We start from the raw sequence: 13,801 nt of genomic DNA, 5'->3' as shown, positions 1-13,801 counted from the left end.
CATCCGACATAGGCTTATGCGGTGAGCACACTGCATGACCCCGCGATCCGGGGATTCGCGTCGGACAACTACTCCGGCATCCACCCCGAGATCCTCGCGGCGATCGCCGCGGCGAACGACGGCCACCAGGTCGCCTATGGCGAGGACGTCTACAGCGAGCGCCTGCAGGAGGTCTTCAGCAGCCACCTCGGCGACGGCATCCAGGCCTTCCCGGTGTTCAACGGCACCGGCGCAAACGTCGTCGGCTTGCAGTCGATGCTTCCCCGCTGGGGCGCTGTGATCACGGCATCCACCGCGCACATCAATGTCGACGAGGGCGGAGCACCAGAGCGCATCGGCGGCATGAAGCTGCTCACTGTTCCCACCGACAACGGCAAGCTCACCCCTGAACTTGTGGATCGCGAGGCCTGGGGCTGGGGTGATGAGCACCGCGCACAGCCGCTGGTCGTCTCGATCACCCAGTCGACCGAGCTCGGCACGCTCTACACGACCGACGAGATCCGCGCGCTCGCCGATCATGCCCACAGCCACGGCATGCACCTGCACATGGACGGCGCACGCATCTCCAACGCCGCCGCCGCCCTCGACCTTCCGCTTCGCGCCTTCACCCGCGACGCCGGCGTCGACGTGCTCAGCTTCGGCGGCACCAAGAACGGCGCGATGCTGGGTGAGGCGATCGTGGTGCTGAACGCCGAGGCATCCACCGGGCTCATCTATGGCCGCAAGTACAACATGCAGCTGTCCTCGAAGATGCGCTTCGTGTCGGCGCAGCTCATCGCACTGCTCGAAGGCGACCTGTGGCTGCGCAATGCCCGACACTCGAACTCGATGGCCGCGAGGTTGCGGGCTGGCGTCGAAGCCGGGATCGCCGAAGGATCGATCCGGGGTGTCCAGTTCACGCAGGAGACCCAGGTGAACGGCGTCTTCGCGACGCTTCCGGATGGCATCGCCGACCGCCTGCGCGAATCATTCCGCTTCTACGACTGGGATGCCGCGAAGAATGAGGTGCGCTGGATGTGCAGCTTTGACACCCAGGAAGCGGATGTCGATTCCTTCATCGCGGAGATCGCCAGGCTGACAGCCGTCTGACTGGCTGAGCTGACTGGCTGAGCTGACTGGCCGCAGCGCCGACGCCCCGTGATGACGTCGAGGCCCCTGGGTACAGGCGCCTCTATCCCGAGGCGTCGGCGAGAACAGGGGGCGCGGGTGTCTCGCGGGAACGGGCGCCGGTGTCACGCGGGACGCCGGGTCCGGCTGAGCACCGACCAACCCGACGACGTGGGACGCGCACCCCCCGATGCACGTCCCACGTCAGCTCAATGACCCGGAACCGCGGCGTCCGCGTCCTCGTCCAGCAGTGCGTCAGCCTTGGCGCTGAAGAAGCGCGTGGCCCACATCATGATGGCTGCGAGGAAGGCGAAGACGCCGAGCGAGACGACGCCCCACGCACCGCTCTCGGTTGGTACCGACTCGTTGATGCCTGTGCGCATGATCGGCGCCACGAAGCCGCCGAGGTTGCCCAGCGAGTTGATCAGGCCGATACCGGCTGCGGCAGCGGCTCCGGTGAGGAACGAGGTCGGGAACGACCAGGTGATCGGCCCAACCGACAGGAACGCGGCGACCGCGATCGTGATCGCCAGGATGCCGAGCAGAGCCTGTCCGTTCGCACCGGCCCACGCCGAGAGGAGGATCGCGACGCCGGTCAAGAGGAAGAACAGCGCACCCCAGACGCGACGACGCCGGATACTGGTCGCGTGCTTGCCCACGTAGTAGCAGGCGAACAGGCCGACCGCCCACGGGATCGCCGACACCAGACCGACCTGCCAACCGACGTCCTGACCGATGAGGCCAGCCACCTGCTGCGGCAGGTAGAAGGTCGTGCCGTAGACCGCGATCTGCAGGCAGAAGTAGATGACCGTGAAGTACCAGACCTTCCAGTTCACCAGCGCTGCGCCGATGCCCCGTGGTCCGTCAGACTCCTTCACAGAGTTCTCATGCTCCATGATCTGCCGCAACGCGGTCTTCTCGTCATCGTTCAAGAACTTCGCCTTCTGCGGCGAGTCGACGAGGAAGAAGAACGCGGCGATACCCGCGACGACAGCCATCATGCCCTCGACGAAGAACATCACCTGCCACCCAGCCCACGGCGTGACCTGCTCGCCGAAGCTGATGAGCCCGCCGGACAGCGGGGCGCCAAGCATCTGCGAGAAGGGCTGCGCGAGGTAGAACAGCGCGAACATCTGCACGCGGCGCTTGTTCGGGAACCACTGCGACAAGAACATGATCACACCGGGGAAGAGCCCGGCCTCGGTCACGCCGAGCAGGAAGCGCAGCACGATGAACATCGTCTCGCCGTTCACGAACGCGAACATCGAGGCCACAATTCCCCAGGTGACCGCGATCCGCGCGAGCCAGAACCGTGCGCCGAATCTGACCAGCAGCAGGTTCGAGGGGATTTCGAAGATCGCGTAGCCGATGAAGAAGATACCGGCACCGAGCGCATACGCCCCGGCCGTGATCCCCCGATCGATTTCGAGCGCCTGCTCCGCGAAACCGACATTTGTGCGGTCGAGGAAGGCGACGAAGTACAAGATGATGAGCATCGGCATCAGGCGGTAGGTCGCCTTCTTGATGCCGCTGGCCAGGTGCGGACTAGTAAGCAGCGTCCGCGTGGTCGGGCCGGGTGATGAATCTGACACGGTTACTCTCCTTTGAGTGGTGAGGTTTGCACGAGGAAGCGGGCTCAGCTACCCAGAGCCGGGATGATCATGACGAGGCCGATGACCACGCAGATCACACCGATCACCAGGAAGGCGATGCGCCCTTTGGACCAGGACTGGGACACGGGATATCTCTCCTTCAGCGCAGGTGGAATCAGAGCAGGTGAAATCAGCGCAGGTGGAATCAGTGCATGTAGAGGCCACCGTCGACGTTCAGGGTCTGACCCGTCACGAATCCGGCATCCTCGCTGATCAAATAGGCGACGGCGGCGGCGATGTCCGTCGGCGTCCCGATGCGGGGCAGAACCCCGTCTGCGGCCATGGCGGTCTTGCGCTCATCGGACAGAGTGCCGCCCATGATGTCGGTATCGATCGGTCCTGGCGAGATCACGTTCGCGGTGACACCGAGCGGGCCGAGCTCGCGGGCGAGGGATCGCATGAGTCCGATGACGCCGGCCTTCGAAGCGGAGTACGGCGTCTTTGAGAACGTGCCGCCACCACGCTGAGCGGAGACCGACGAGATCCCGACCACACGCCCGATACCGTTGTCTGCCAGGATATGCGCGACCCGCTGGGTCACCCAGTGCACACCGTCGAGGTTGATCGACTGCACACGGCGCCACTCCTCGGGAGTGACCTCGAGGTACGGCACGGGCGAGGAGACACCTGCGAAGTTCACCAGCGCGACCACCTGCGGGAGAGCATTCTCCAGGGCGTCCACCGCAGCAATAGCCTGGTCGCGGTCCGCGACGTTTGCGCCGACACCGACGGCGCGAACTCCGTGTGCCTCTGCGACCTCGGCGGCGGTGCGTGCGGCGGCTTCACCGTCAACGTCGATGATGCCGATGTTCCACCCGCGTTCGGCGAGGTAGAAGGCGGTCGTGCGGCCGATGCCGCGGGGGCTCGCCGCTCCGGTGAGGATCGCGGTGCGCTCAGCGGGGAAATCTGATGCCATGATCTGCTCCGTTCAGCTCTGGGCGGGGTGGATGGGTGCGGGGCCGAGCTCGTCCATCAGCTTCTTGACGGCGACGTAGGCCTTGTTCCGGTACGCGATCAGTTCGGCCGTGCGATCGGCCGGCACGTCGAGGTAGCCTGCGCCGGACTTGGTGCCGAACTTGCCGGCGTCGACGAGCGCCTTCAGCGACGCCGGGGTCGCGAAGCGCTCGGGGAACTCTGTCTGCAACGAGGCGTAGCAGAACGAGTACACGTCGAGCCCTGCCATGTCGGCGATCGCAAACGGTCCGAACACCGGAAGGCGGAAACCGAAGGTGGTGCGCACGATCGTGTCGATGTCCTCAGGCGTCGCGACGCCCTCTTCTACGAGCTGAGTCGCCTCGTGGAAGAGCGCGTACTGCAGGCGGTTCAGCACGAAGCCGGTCGCATCCTTGACGCGCGCGGTCTCCTTGCCGGTGGCCGCGACAATCTGCTCGACCACGGGAAGGATCGCCGCATCCGTTGTCGCGTGCGGGATCAGCTCGACGCCAGGAATGAACGGCGCGGGGTTGGAGAAGTGCACACCGAGGAAGCGTTCGGGATTCACCACGGCCTCGGCCAGCTTCTCGATCAGGATCGTCGAGGTGTTACTGCCGATGATCGCGTCGGGGGCAGCCGCCTCCGAGATGCGACGCAGCGTTGCGTGCTTGATCTCGATCTTCTCGGGGACGGCCTCCTCGATAAAGGATGCTCCGTCAACGGCATCCTCGATCGTCGTCGCGGTGACCCGCTCTGCGATGATCGAGGCGGCGTCGGCAGGGAAGAGGTCGTCGGCCGCGAACTGCTCGGCCTCGGCAATGAGGCGGTCACGGTTGCTGCGGGCGATTTCGATGTCGACGTCGGCGATGCGTACGTCGGCACCGGACAGAGCGAGCACCTGGGCGATACCGCCGCCCATGTAGCCACTGCCGATCACCGCGTAGACGGGGCGTTCCTGCTGAGTCATGTCTTCGTCTCCTTGAGAATTTCGATCAGGTGTGAAGGTCGATCAGACGCCCGCAGGCTCCGGGAGGAGCGTGCGGAGGTAGTCGCGGTTCGTGGCGCAGACGCCGAGGCTGTCGCCGCCATACTGCTCCATGAGGAATGGTCCGTTGAACCCGAGTTCAACGGCGCGGGCGACCATGTCGCGGTAGTTGATGAGTCCGAGCTCGAGGCTGGTGGGGACCGAGGTCGCCCAACTGCCGTCGGCGGGCTCGTCGCGAATGTAGTTCTTCACATGCCAGTAGTTCGCGTACGGCAGCGTCTTCTCGTGCATCTCGCGCCAGTTCTCGATGGGCCGGTGAAGGCGGATGAGGTTGGCGATGTCGGGGTTGAGGCCGACATTGTCCAGCCCGATCTCCTCGATCAGGCGCACAGCGCTGTCGGCGGTGCCGAGGTAGGTGTCCTCGTACATCTCCAGCGACATCGGGAGGCCGACGGATGCCGCGTGCTCACCGAGTTCGCGGAGGCGACGGACCGCCAGCGCGCGCGTCTCAGCGTCGTCCGGGTCGACCGGTCCCTGCGCGGTCCAGAACCACAGCGCCTTGCGCTGAGCCTCGGTGAACGGCTGGTGCAGCCCGGTCGAGAACACCTGCATGCCGAGTTCGGCTGCGGCGTCGATGGCACGGTGCGCGTATGCGAGGTTCTCTTCGCCCTTGCCCGGTTCGATCACGCTCTGACGCTGGACGTGCACGGAGATCAGCTTCACGCCGTGGTCGGCGGCGATCGAGGCGAGCTCCTGACGGCGGGCCGGTTCGAGCTCGGAGGGGCGAATGTGGCTGTCTGCGATCTCGATGGCCGTGAAGCCGAGCCGCTCGACCTGGCGGAAGAGACCATCCCAGGTCTCTGAGGACGCGTCATGCAGACGCGTTCCATCCGGGGCGACAGGCGAGAACCCGTGCATGCAGACGGCGATGGGCCAGCTCTCGCTGGTGAGGGGGTGCGACGTTGCGGTCATGACGACTCCGTTGACGTGAGGGACCCGACTATTCTCGAGTCTTCATAGATCCTATAGGAAATAGTGCGAAGGTCAAGCGTCGGCCGTGATGACGGCTCCCGGCGCTATCGTGCCGTCGCGCCGATGACGGCTCCCGGCGCTATCGTGCCGGGTCAGCCCCGTTCGAGATCGAGGGAGCGAGCCCTGACCTGCTCGACGTGTCGGCGCATGAGGGCCTCCGGCGCGTCAGGGTCATCCCCGGCGAAGGCGTCGGCAATCGCCTCATGCTCTGCGATCGCCTCACGAACGTCGGTGACACCGTGCAGCACCGATTGGCGCATCCGGTGCAGTTGCGCTCCAAGCGACTCGGACATCTCGGTCAGGTAGCGATTGCCGCAGTGTAGAAAAATGACTCGGTGAAACGCAGCATCCGCGGCGAAGTAAGCGGTCGTCAACGTGACGTCCGTCGTTCCGGCGCGGAGGGCCGTGATCACCTTCCCACCGATCTGGCGATGGTCATCCTCCGCAGCGCGAAGCTCTGCGAGCATCGCCGGCGACGCGGGGGTGGCCAGGCGTGCAGCGTGCGATTCGAGCATGATGCGCGCGTCGAACAGCTCCTGCAGCTGCGCGGCGCCGAGCGGAGGAGCGACCCGGTAGCCCTTGAGGGCCTCCCTCGTCACCAACCCGGTCCGTTCGAGCTGGACCATCGCCTCGCGCACCGGAGTCTGCGAGACATCAAGTTGGCGGGCGATCGTGTCGATGGACAGGCGCGCGCCAGGAGCCGCGTCACCGCTCAGCAGGAGCTGCAGGATGCGATCGTAGACGCGGTCGCGCAAGCCTCTGCGCTCGATCGTGCTTTCCAACCCGCGTAGGCCGCCGTCGATTTCCGTGACCATCGTGCTTCTCCCTCTCATTCTGCGGCCGGTCAGGCCGTCAGAAAACCTACTTCGTCGAGGATGTCACGGAACGCGGAGGGTTCGTGCGCGAAGCGTCCGAGGAACAGCCCATCCACGCTGTCCGCGATCTGCGTCAGCAGCCCAGGTCCCGCGCTGCCGCCGTAGATGACAGACGCCCCGCCAGCCCAATGCGCCAGGTATGTTCGGAGCCGACCGCACACATCGCGGATGTGCTCTGGATGAGCGGGCTCTGGCGCACCGATCGCCCAGACGGGTTCATATGCGATCACGATCGGACCCGCGACACCCGCTTGTTCCGCGACGGCGAGGGCCGAGCGGATCTGGCCGATACAGACCTCTGCCGCGTCCGCGGGGTCAAGGAGTTCAGACTCGCCGATACAGAGAATAGGGGTGAGGGCGTTCCGCAGCACCGCATGCACCTTCGCAGCGACGACGTCGTCCGTCTCGCCGAACATCCGGCGCCGCTCGGCGTGGCCGACCTCCACGAACCGGCACCCCAATTCCGCGAGAACTGCGGCCGACACCTCACCGGTGAATGCACCGACATCCTCGGTCGCGGCATCCTGCGCCCCCACCTCGAGCGCCCCACCATGAGCTTCGGATGCCTCAAGGCAGGCAGGGATCGACGGATACTGCGGGATCACGAACGCCGTCAGTGACGCGCGCGCTGGGTGCGCCTCAACGATCGACGCCACCTCTGATGCCCACGCCACAGTCTCGGCGTGGGAGAAGTACATCTTCAGGCTGGCGCCGATGAGCATCTCTGCGCCTCAGCTGCCCTCGTAGGCGCAGATTTCGCGCACCTTTTCGGCCGAAGCACTCTGCGGATCGAAGGTGTACGTGAGCCACTCCGCCGCGAGACGGCGGGCGAGCTCAATGCCGATCACTCGCTGTCCCATGCAGAGCACCTGGGCGTCATTGGAGAGCACCGAACGCTCCACGCTGAACGAGTCGTGCGCGGTGACGGCGCGGATGCCGGACACCTTATTCGCCGCGATCGCCACGCCGAGCCCCGTGCCGCAGAGCAGGATGGCGCGGTCCGCATCTCCTGCGGCGACCCGCTCGGCCGCAGTCGTCGCGATCTTGGGGTAGTTCGTGTGCCCGTCCGCGTCGACGCCGACATCGACGACCTCCGCGACGAGCGGGTTGGCCAGGAGGTCAGCCTTGATGCGTTCCTTGTACTCGAACCCTGCGTCGTCCGAGCCGATTACCAATCGAAGTGCCATTTCAGTCATCCCCTTTCAGGATGTGGAGAACCGTGTGTGAGATGAGTGCGAAGGAGACCGCCCCGGGGTCGCGCGTGCCCAGGCTCTTGTCTCCGTGCGCGCGTGAGCGTCCGAGTTTCGCGGTCAGCTGGGCGGTAGCTTCAGCGGCCGAGGTGGCGGCATCCGCCGCATCCGACCACGCTTCGGCGAGGGCAGCGCCCTCGTTCAGGCGATCGACCAGCCGGTCGGCGAAGGGGACGATCGCATCGATCATCGTCTTGTCCCCCGGCTTCGCCTTGCCGAAGGACATGACAGCATCCTTCATGCCGGTCACTCCGGAGCCGACGGCGTGCTTGTCTACGGCCTCGTCGTCGCCGAGCACCGCACCCAGCGCGACCAGCATCTCGCCCCAGATCGCGCCGGATGTGCCACCGCCCTTGTCGGCCCATGCATCGCCAGCGTGCTGCAGTGCGGTGCGCGCGCCGGCACCAGCGTCGATCGCCTGCGCAGCCGCGGCGGCTGCCGCACGGCTGCCGCGCTGCATCCCGATTCCGTGATCGCCATCACCGGCGATGCGGTCAAGCCGACCGAGCTCTTCTGCCTCAGCATCCAACATCAGTGCCATAGCGGTGAGGGAGCGACCGACCGTGCGGGCGGCATCCTGCGATGCTTCGCTCGCCGGTGCAATGACGACTTCCTCAGCCTCGCTCTGCGTCACTTCGACGGCGATGCGCCCCTCGACCGCACCCCGGCGGAACGCGGGGGTGTCGCACGGCGCGTTCCAGAGTTCTTCCAATTCGGCGTCAAGCCAGAGCAGCGTGAGCGAGACGCCTGCCATGTCGAAGCTCGTGCAGAACTCCCCCACTTCCGGCGAGACCACCACGACTCCTGCCTCGGCGAGGAGGCGATCGACGGCGCCGTAGACGACGAAGAGCTCCTCGTACTTCACGCTGCCGAGTCCGTTCAGAATCGGCACGACTCTGGCACCCTCGAGGGCGACCCCATCCGGGATCTCTGCGAGCAGGGACGAGACGAACAAAGCGGCGAGTTCAGCTGCGGTCGGAATGTCGACCTCGTCGATTCCAGGCTCGCCATGGATGCCGAGGCCGACGGCCATGCGCCCCTCCGGCACAGTGAACAGCGGCTCCTGCGCACCGGGAAGAGTGCAGCCGCTGAAGGCGACGCCCAGAGAACGGGTGCGCTCGTTAGAGAGCTGCGCGGCACGCTCGACACCGTCGAGGTCGTACCCGGCTTCGGCCGCGGCGCCGGCGATCTTGAAGACGACGAGATCCCCCGCGATGCCGCGGCGCTTCTCGCGCTCGGAGACCGGGGCGCTGGAGATGTCATCGGTCACGGTGACGGTGCGGCAGTCGATCCCCGCCGTTCGCATCCGCTCCTGTGCCTGCGTGAAATGCAGGACGTCGCCGGCGTAGTTCCCGTAGCTCAGCAGCACGCCTCTGCCCTCGTGTGCGGCCGTGGCCACCGAGTGCACCTGGTGCGCAGAAGGCGAGGCGAAGAGGTTACCCATGGCGGCCCCATGTGCGAGGCCTGGGCCCACGAGACCGGCGAATGCCGGGTAATGCCCACTGCCACCGCCGATAACCACCGAGACGGTGGGTTCTGCACCGCGGGTGGAGCGGACGACGCCGCCTGTCACCGGGCGGACCCACCGCGACGAGGCCGCGACGAAGCCAGCCACCGAATCGTCGGCAAAGTCGTCCGGGTCGTTGAACAAGCGCGTCATTGCGGTCTCCTCTGAGCGAAAACGGGTGCACGTGGGCATCCCACCGACGTAATCCTATAGGAAATGGGATAGCTCTGCCGAGAATGCGCTGAAACCGATCCCCCTCTGGGTAATTTGTATGCATCGGAATAGAAATGGCTGATATGTGTTGTACTTGATATACGGCCACAGCACCGTGTTGGCGGCTGTTCACTGAGCAAAGAGGACATCATGACTCGTTTCGAAGGTCGCGTCGCACTGGTCACAGGCGGCGCCAGCGGAATCGGCAAGGCGACAGCGCTTCGCATCGCATCCGAGGGCGGAACGGTCGTGGTCGCCGACGTGCAGGATGAGCTCGGCGGACAGGTCGTCACAGAAATCGAGAAGAACGGCGGCACTGGCCTGTTCGTCCATCTCGACGTCACCAGCGAAGACGGCTGGACCGAAGCCGTGGCAAAGACTGTCGATGCATTCGGCGGATTGAACATCCTCGTGAACAACGCCGGCATCGGTGACACCGAGCCGATCGAAGTCACCACACTCGCAACCTGGGACAAGGTCGTCGCGGTCACGCAGACCAGCGTCTTCCTCGGCATGAAGGCCGCAGCCGACGCTCTCAAGAAGAGCGGCAACGGTGCCGTGGTGAACATCAGCTCGATGTACGGCATCGTCGGCTCTGGCGTGAGTCCCGCCTACCACGCAGCCAAGGGTGCGGTCCGTCTGCTCACCAAGACCACGGCTCTGGGTTGGGCGAAGGAGGGCGTGCGTGTGAACTCCGTGCACCCCGGATTCATCGACACCCCGATCCTCGGCGACGCCGACCGCGACATGCTGATCGCAGGTACGCCGATGGGCAGGCTCGGTAAGCCGGAGGAAATGGCCGCACTGATCGCCTTCGTCGCCAGCGACGACGCCAGCTTCGCCACCGGTGCAGAGTTCGTCGCAGATGGCGGCGTGACCGCCGGCTAGGTTCTCGGTCCGGCCCGCAGCACCAGCGTCGCGCCCTACCGCCGGCGCCCCTAGCCGCGGCACCCCGTGCTGGCGTCGCGCCCTACATCGGCGCCCCCTGCTGGCGTCGAGGCCCCTCGGTACCTACGTCGCTATCCGGAGGCGTCGGCGAGAACAAGGGGCGTCGGCGTCAGTGGGCGGGGCGCCGGGGCGGGCGGGGGGCCGGCGGCCGAGTTAGCGCAGCAGGCCCAGGCTCGCGAGAGCGAGGCGGATGAGCGTGCCTCGGCCGCCCTCCATCTCCGCGGCGACCGCATCGGATGCCGCCTCCTCCGGTGAGAACCACGTCACTTCGAGCGCATCCTGACGCGGCTCGCAGGTGCCTGTCACCGGCACCACGAACGCCAGCGACACCGCATGCTGGCGGTCGTCGTGAAACGCGCTGACCCCCGGCATCGGGAAATACTCGGCGACTGTGAATGGCAACGGCTGCGGCGGCAGCAGGGGGAAGGCCATCGGCCCGAGATCGTTCTCGATGTGCCGGAACAGCGCATCGCGCACCGGTTCGCCGTAGCGCACTCGCCCCGAAACAATCGTGCGGGTCATCTCGCCCAGCGGCGTGGACCGCAACAGGATGCCGATCTCGCTGACTTGGCCTGACCCGTCGGTGCGCACCGGAATCGCCTCGACGTACAGCATGGGTATGCGTCGTCGCGCCTCAGCCAGCTCGACCTCGCTCAGCCAGCCTGGGTTGCTCGCGTCCGCGGGCAGCTCACTGAACTGAGAGAGATCGTCATCGGAGTCCTCAGGGTCCGGATCAGGTGTACGCACAGACATGTCTCCTTTCTACCAGTGTCAGCGCCTGCTGGCAGGATGGTGTGTGTGAGCGAGAACCTGACACTCGACGCGGATGCCACGCGCTGGGCCCCCGACAACCGTGACGGCCTGCCGTTGCTCGTGCTTTTGCACGGCTATGGCGCAGACGAGCACGACCTGTTCGGACTCGTCCCCTACTTGCCTGAGGGCATCGCTGTGGCGTCCGTCGCGGCACCTCTGACGCCGCCATGGCCAGCGCCAGGACGCTCGTGGTATCCGATCGACGGTCTGAACGGCCGAGATTCGGATGCTGTGACCCACGCCGCGCGTGCCGTGCTCAGCTGGCTGGATGCCCACGCCGGCGATGCACCGACTGCCAAGGCCGGCGAGTCGCCGAGGATCGCGTTGCTCGGCTTCTCACAGGGCGCCGCAGTGTCGCTACAGGCGCTGCGACTGGATGCCGCGCGCTTCGGCGCTGTCGTCGCACTCAGCGGCTACGCCTCCCCCGGTGAGCTGCCCGACGATGAGGCGCTGCGCGAATCACGTCCACCGGTGTTCTGGGGTCGAGGCACGAATGACGATGTGATTCCCGCGCCACTGATCGACCACACTTCTCAGTGGCTGCCTGATCACTCCGAACTCACCGGACGCGTCTACCCCGGCCTCACCCACAGCATCTCCGAGGGCGAACTGCTCGACGTGAAGATCTTCCTGGAGAAGTGGCGGGACGGCTCAGCGGACTGAGCCGGGGTCATCCTCGTCAGGAAGGCCTTCTGGGTCGTCTGCTGAATCATCGTCAGCAGACCTGCGCCTCTTTCCCACCGAACCGATCGCAATCGCGACCACCACACCACTGGCGATCCCGATCCCGATTCCCACACCCATGTTGTCCAGCGCTGACCCCGTGGCGACGCCGACACCCATGCCGATGGCGATGCCCGCGCCCCAGCTCATGCGCTGGCGCATCTCGCTGCCGCTCATGTTGTTGTCAGCCATGACTCCACCGTACGAGCTTGTCGATGCCGCGGCATCCTCCGAGCGACGGATCTGGTGATGCGGCAGCTCAGCGAATCTTTCCACCACCTGGCACGTCGACGTCAGCCCAGACAAGCCGGTGATCGCTGGAGGGGAACGGGTAGACGCCGGTCAGGCGCGAGAGGGAGTCGTCGGACTCCGGCCAGAAGACCCCCGAGGCCAAGATGCGAATCTGGCGACTGGGCAGCACGTAGTCCACGCGGATGTTTCCCGGCGGCTCGGAGAAGTCCGCCGTGTCCTGTGCCGGGTCGCCGACATGCTCGAGGTTGATTCCCCCCTGCAGTTCGGACGCCTCGACCGCGCCCGGGCTGGTCGGTACGGTGGCGGTGTTCACGCGGGGATTCTCGAGGAGTTGCTGGATAGCGCCGTCCGTGGAGTCGCCGTCGTTCGGGTCGGCGTTCTGATCGCCGGTGATCACGAAGAGCTCATTGCGCCCGAGTCCACCGCTGCGGCCCTGATCGTCGACGATGTACGACCCCGCCTTGCCCCCGGCGACATAGTCGGCCCAGAGGCGGATCTCATCGTGGTTGCGTCGGCCGTTGCGGTCCTCCGCGCCGTCGAAGGTCGGCGGGGTCGGATGTGAGACGAGCAAGTGCACGGTCTTGTTCTTCGACACCTGGATCGGCACGTCCCAATGCGACTTGCTCGACAGCGGGAACTGCGCGAGCTCCTCAGGTGAATAGAAATCCGCGGGCTCCGGTGTCGAGGGATCGTCCGGGAGAAGGGCGCCGGGCATATCCGACCAGAGCAAGTTCTGGAACGTGCGGATCGCGTCCTGCTCGATCGGGTACTTCGAGTAGACGGCCATGCCGTACTGACCAGGGAAGAGACCGAAGCCCCAGGCGTCGTCGCCCCCGGAGATCGCGCCATCGTTGTTCAGATCGAACCCACTGGGCACTCCGGTGTTGACCGGGGCAGAGTATCGGTACGCGTATTCGACGGGCTCCGCGTCGCCATGCGGCACCGACAGGTAGTTCTCCTGGAACAACCGCAGGGCGTCGCCCTCGGCGTCGTAGTCGAACTCGTTGATCAGGAGCACATCGGGGTTCGAATGCTGGATGATCTCGGCAATGACATCTGCCTGCGCGTTTCCAGGAACAGAGAGATCGGCGACGAGCGCACCTTCGGTGCCTCGATTGAGCGAGGCGTTGAAGGTGGCGAAGCGCAACTCAGCATCTCCGTGCGCTGCGTGAGGAGGTTTCGAGTGCGGAGGTGCGGCCACGGCCGGGGCGGCGGCCACTACGGCGGCACTGACGACCAGGAGGCTTGCGAGAGCAGCCGCGCGGACGCGGAGATGCGTGATCATGCGGGCCACGCTAACTCGAAACTGTGACATTCAGAAGACCGCTCGGTGAACGGATGACGATCGCGACACGCCCGAGGGTTGTGATGCGCGACACGCCCGGGTAGCATCGACAAGTCCTGTCCGCCGTGTTTGGAAGTTCATTGATCTGATCTGTCGCCCCGCGCTCCTCTTTCCGCGCGCTGACACGACGATCCTTCCCACCGGTTTCGCCTCCGCCTTCTCGGCG

Annotated in this window: 14 protein-coding genes; 3 read left to right on the top strand and 11 right to left on the bottom strand. The window is 65.8% G+C overall.

What is annotated here, in order from left to right:
* The first annotated feature begins 21 nt into the window (after nucleotides 1-21).
* The gene (locus tag AC1C2Q_RS12815) at nucleotides 22-1,089 is read left to right on the top strand and encodes a threonine aldolase family protein (protein WP_495450420.1); all 1,068 of its coding nucleotides are present in this window, start codon (nucleotides 22-24) and stop codon (nucleotides 1,087-1,089) included.
* 227 nt (nucleotides 1,090-1,316) lie between these two features.
* On the opposite strand, the gene AC1C2Q_RS12810 is transcribed toward AC1C2Q_RS12815, so the two are convergent.
* The 8 genes from AC1C2Q_RS12810 to AC1C2Q_RS12775 all read right to left on the bottom strand — a co-directional run bounded on the left by AC1C2Q_RS12810 (nucleotide 1,317) and on the right by AC1C2Q_RS12775 (nucleotide 9,494).
* Complete coding sequence (locus AC1C2Q_RS12810; RefSeq protein ID WP_495450419.1) at nucleotides 1,317-2,699, bottom strand: MFS transporter; 1,383 nt, start codon at nucleotides 2,697-2,699, stop codon at nucleotides 1,317-1,319.
* Nucleotides 2,700-2,904: 205 nt separating this feature from the next.
* On the bottom strand, nucleotides 2,905-3,675 hold the full coding sequence (locus tag AC1C2Q_RS12805) for an SDR family NAD(P)-dependent oxidoreductase (protein WP_495450418.1): 771 nt from the start codon (nucleotides 3,673-3,675) through the stop codon (nucleotides 2,905-2,907).
* Between the two features lie 12 nt (nucleotides 3,676-3,687).
* Nucleotides 3,688-4,659, bottom strand: a complete 972-nt coding sequence (locus AC1C2Q_RS12800) for a 3-hydroxyacyl-CoA dehydrogenase family protein (protein ID WP_495431467.1) — start codon at nucleotides 4,657-4,659, stop codon at nucleotides 3,688-3,690.
* 42 nt (nucleotides 4,660-4,701) lie between these two features.
* Nucleotides 4,702-5,649 (bottom strand): sugar phosphate isomerase/epimerase family protein, encoded by a 948-nt coding sequence (locus tag AC1C2Q_RS12795; RefSeq protein ID WP_495450417.1) that lies wholly within the window; start codon nucleotides 5,647-5,649, stop codon nucleotides 4,702-4,704.
* 152 nt (nucleotides 5,650-5,801) lie between these two features.
* On the bottom strand, nucleotides 5,802-6,524 hold the full coding sequence (locus AC1C2Q_RS12790) for a GntR family transcriptional regulator (protein WP_495431464.1): 723 nt from the start codon (nucleotides 6,522-6,524) through the stop codon (nucleotides 5,802-5,804).
* Nucleotides 6,525-6,553: 29 nt separating this feature from the next.
* Nucleotides 6,554-7,306: a triose-phosphate isomerase family protein gene (locus AC1C2Q_RS12785; protein WP_495450416.1), complete on the bottom strand. Its 753-nt coding sequence runs from the start codon at nucleotides 7,304-7,306 to the stop codon at nucleotides 6,554-6,556.
* Between the two features lie 9 nt (nucleotides 7,307-7,315).
* Nucleotides 7,316-7,771 (bottom strand): ribose-5-phosphate isomerase, encoded by a 456-nt coding sequence (locus tag AC1C2Q_RS12780; protein WP_495431462.1) that lies wholly within the window; start codon nucleotides 7,769-7,771, stop codon nucleotides 7,316-7,318.
* A 1-nt stretch (nucleotide 7,772) separates the two neighbouring features.
* Nucleotides 7,773-9,494, bottom strand: coding sequence for a dihydroxyacetone kinase family protein (locus AC1C2Q_RS12775; protein ID WP_495450415.1), 1,722 nt, complete (start codon nucleotides 9,492-9,494; stop codon nucleotides 7,773-7,775).
* Between the two features lie 210 nt (nucleotides 9,495-9,704).
* Between AC1C2Q_RS12775 and AC1C2Q_RS12770 the strand changes: the two genes are divergently transcribed.
* Nucleotides 9,705-10,442, top strand: coding sequence for an SDR family NAD(P)-dependent oxidoreductase (locus tag AC1C2Q_RS12770; protein ID WP_495450414.1), 738 nt, complete (start codon nucleotides 9,705-9,707; stop codon nucleotides 10,440-10,442).
* A 213-nt stretch (nucleotides 10,443-10,655) separates the two neighbouring features.
* Here AC1C2Q_RS12770 and AC1C2Q_RS12765 read toward each other — a convergent pair whose 3' ends face one another.
* Entirely contained in the window at nucleotides 10,656-11,255 is a 600-nt protein-coding gene (locus tag AC1C2Q_RS12765) for a DUF4916 domain-containing protein (RefSeq protein WP_495431459.1), read from the bottom strand.
* A 36-nt stretch (nucleotides 11,256-11,291) separates the two neighbouring features.
* On the opposite strand from AC1C2Q_RS12765, the gene AC1C2Q_RS12760 reads away from it, so the two are divergent.
* Nucleotides 11,292-11,978: an alpha/beta hydrolase gene (locus AC1C2Q_RS12760; RefSeq protein WP_495450584.1), complete on the top strand. Its 687-nt coding sequence runs from the start codon at nucleotides 11,292-11,294 to the stop codon at nucleotides 11,976-11,978.
* Here the strand turns inward: AC1C2Q_RS12760 and AC1C2Q_RS12755 are convergent.
* Nucleotides 11,967-12,230 carry a hypothetical protein gene (locus AC1C2Q_RS12755; RefSeq protein ID WP_495450413.1) on the bottom strand — a complete coding sequence of 88 codons (264 nt, stop codon included), beginning with the start codon at nucleotides 12,228-12,230 and terminating at the stop codon, nucleotides 11,967-11,969. The two genes, AC1C2Q_RS12760 and AC1C2Q_RS12755, sit on opposite strands and share 12 nt — an antisense overlap.
* A gap of 67 nt (nucleotides 12,231-12,297) precedes the next feature.
* Nucleotides 12,298-13,575, bottom strand: coding sequence for an endonuclease/exonuclease/phosphatase family protein (locus AC1C2Q_RS12750; RefSeq protein ID WP_495450412.1), 1,278 nt, complete (start codon nucleotides 13,573-13,575; stop codon nucleotides 12,298-12,300).
* Nucleotides 13,576-13,801: the final 226 nt, after the last annotated feature.

It is taken from the genome of Microbacterium sp. Y356 (assembly GCF_059445355.1).
This window is presented reverse-complemented; position numbering and strand designations above follow the sequence as displayed.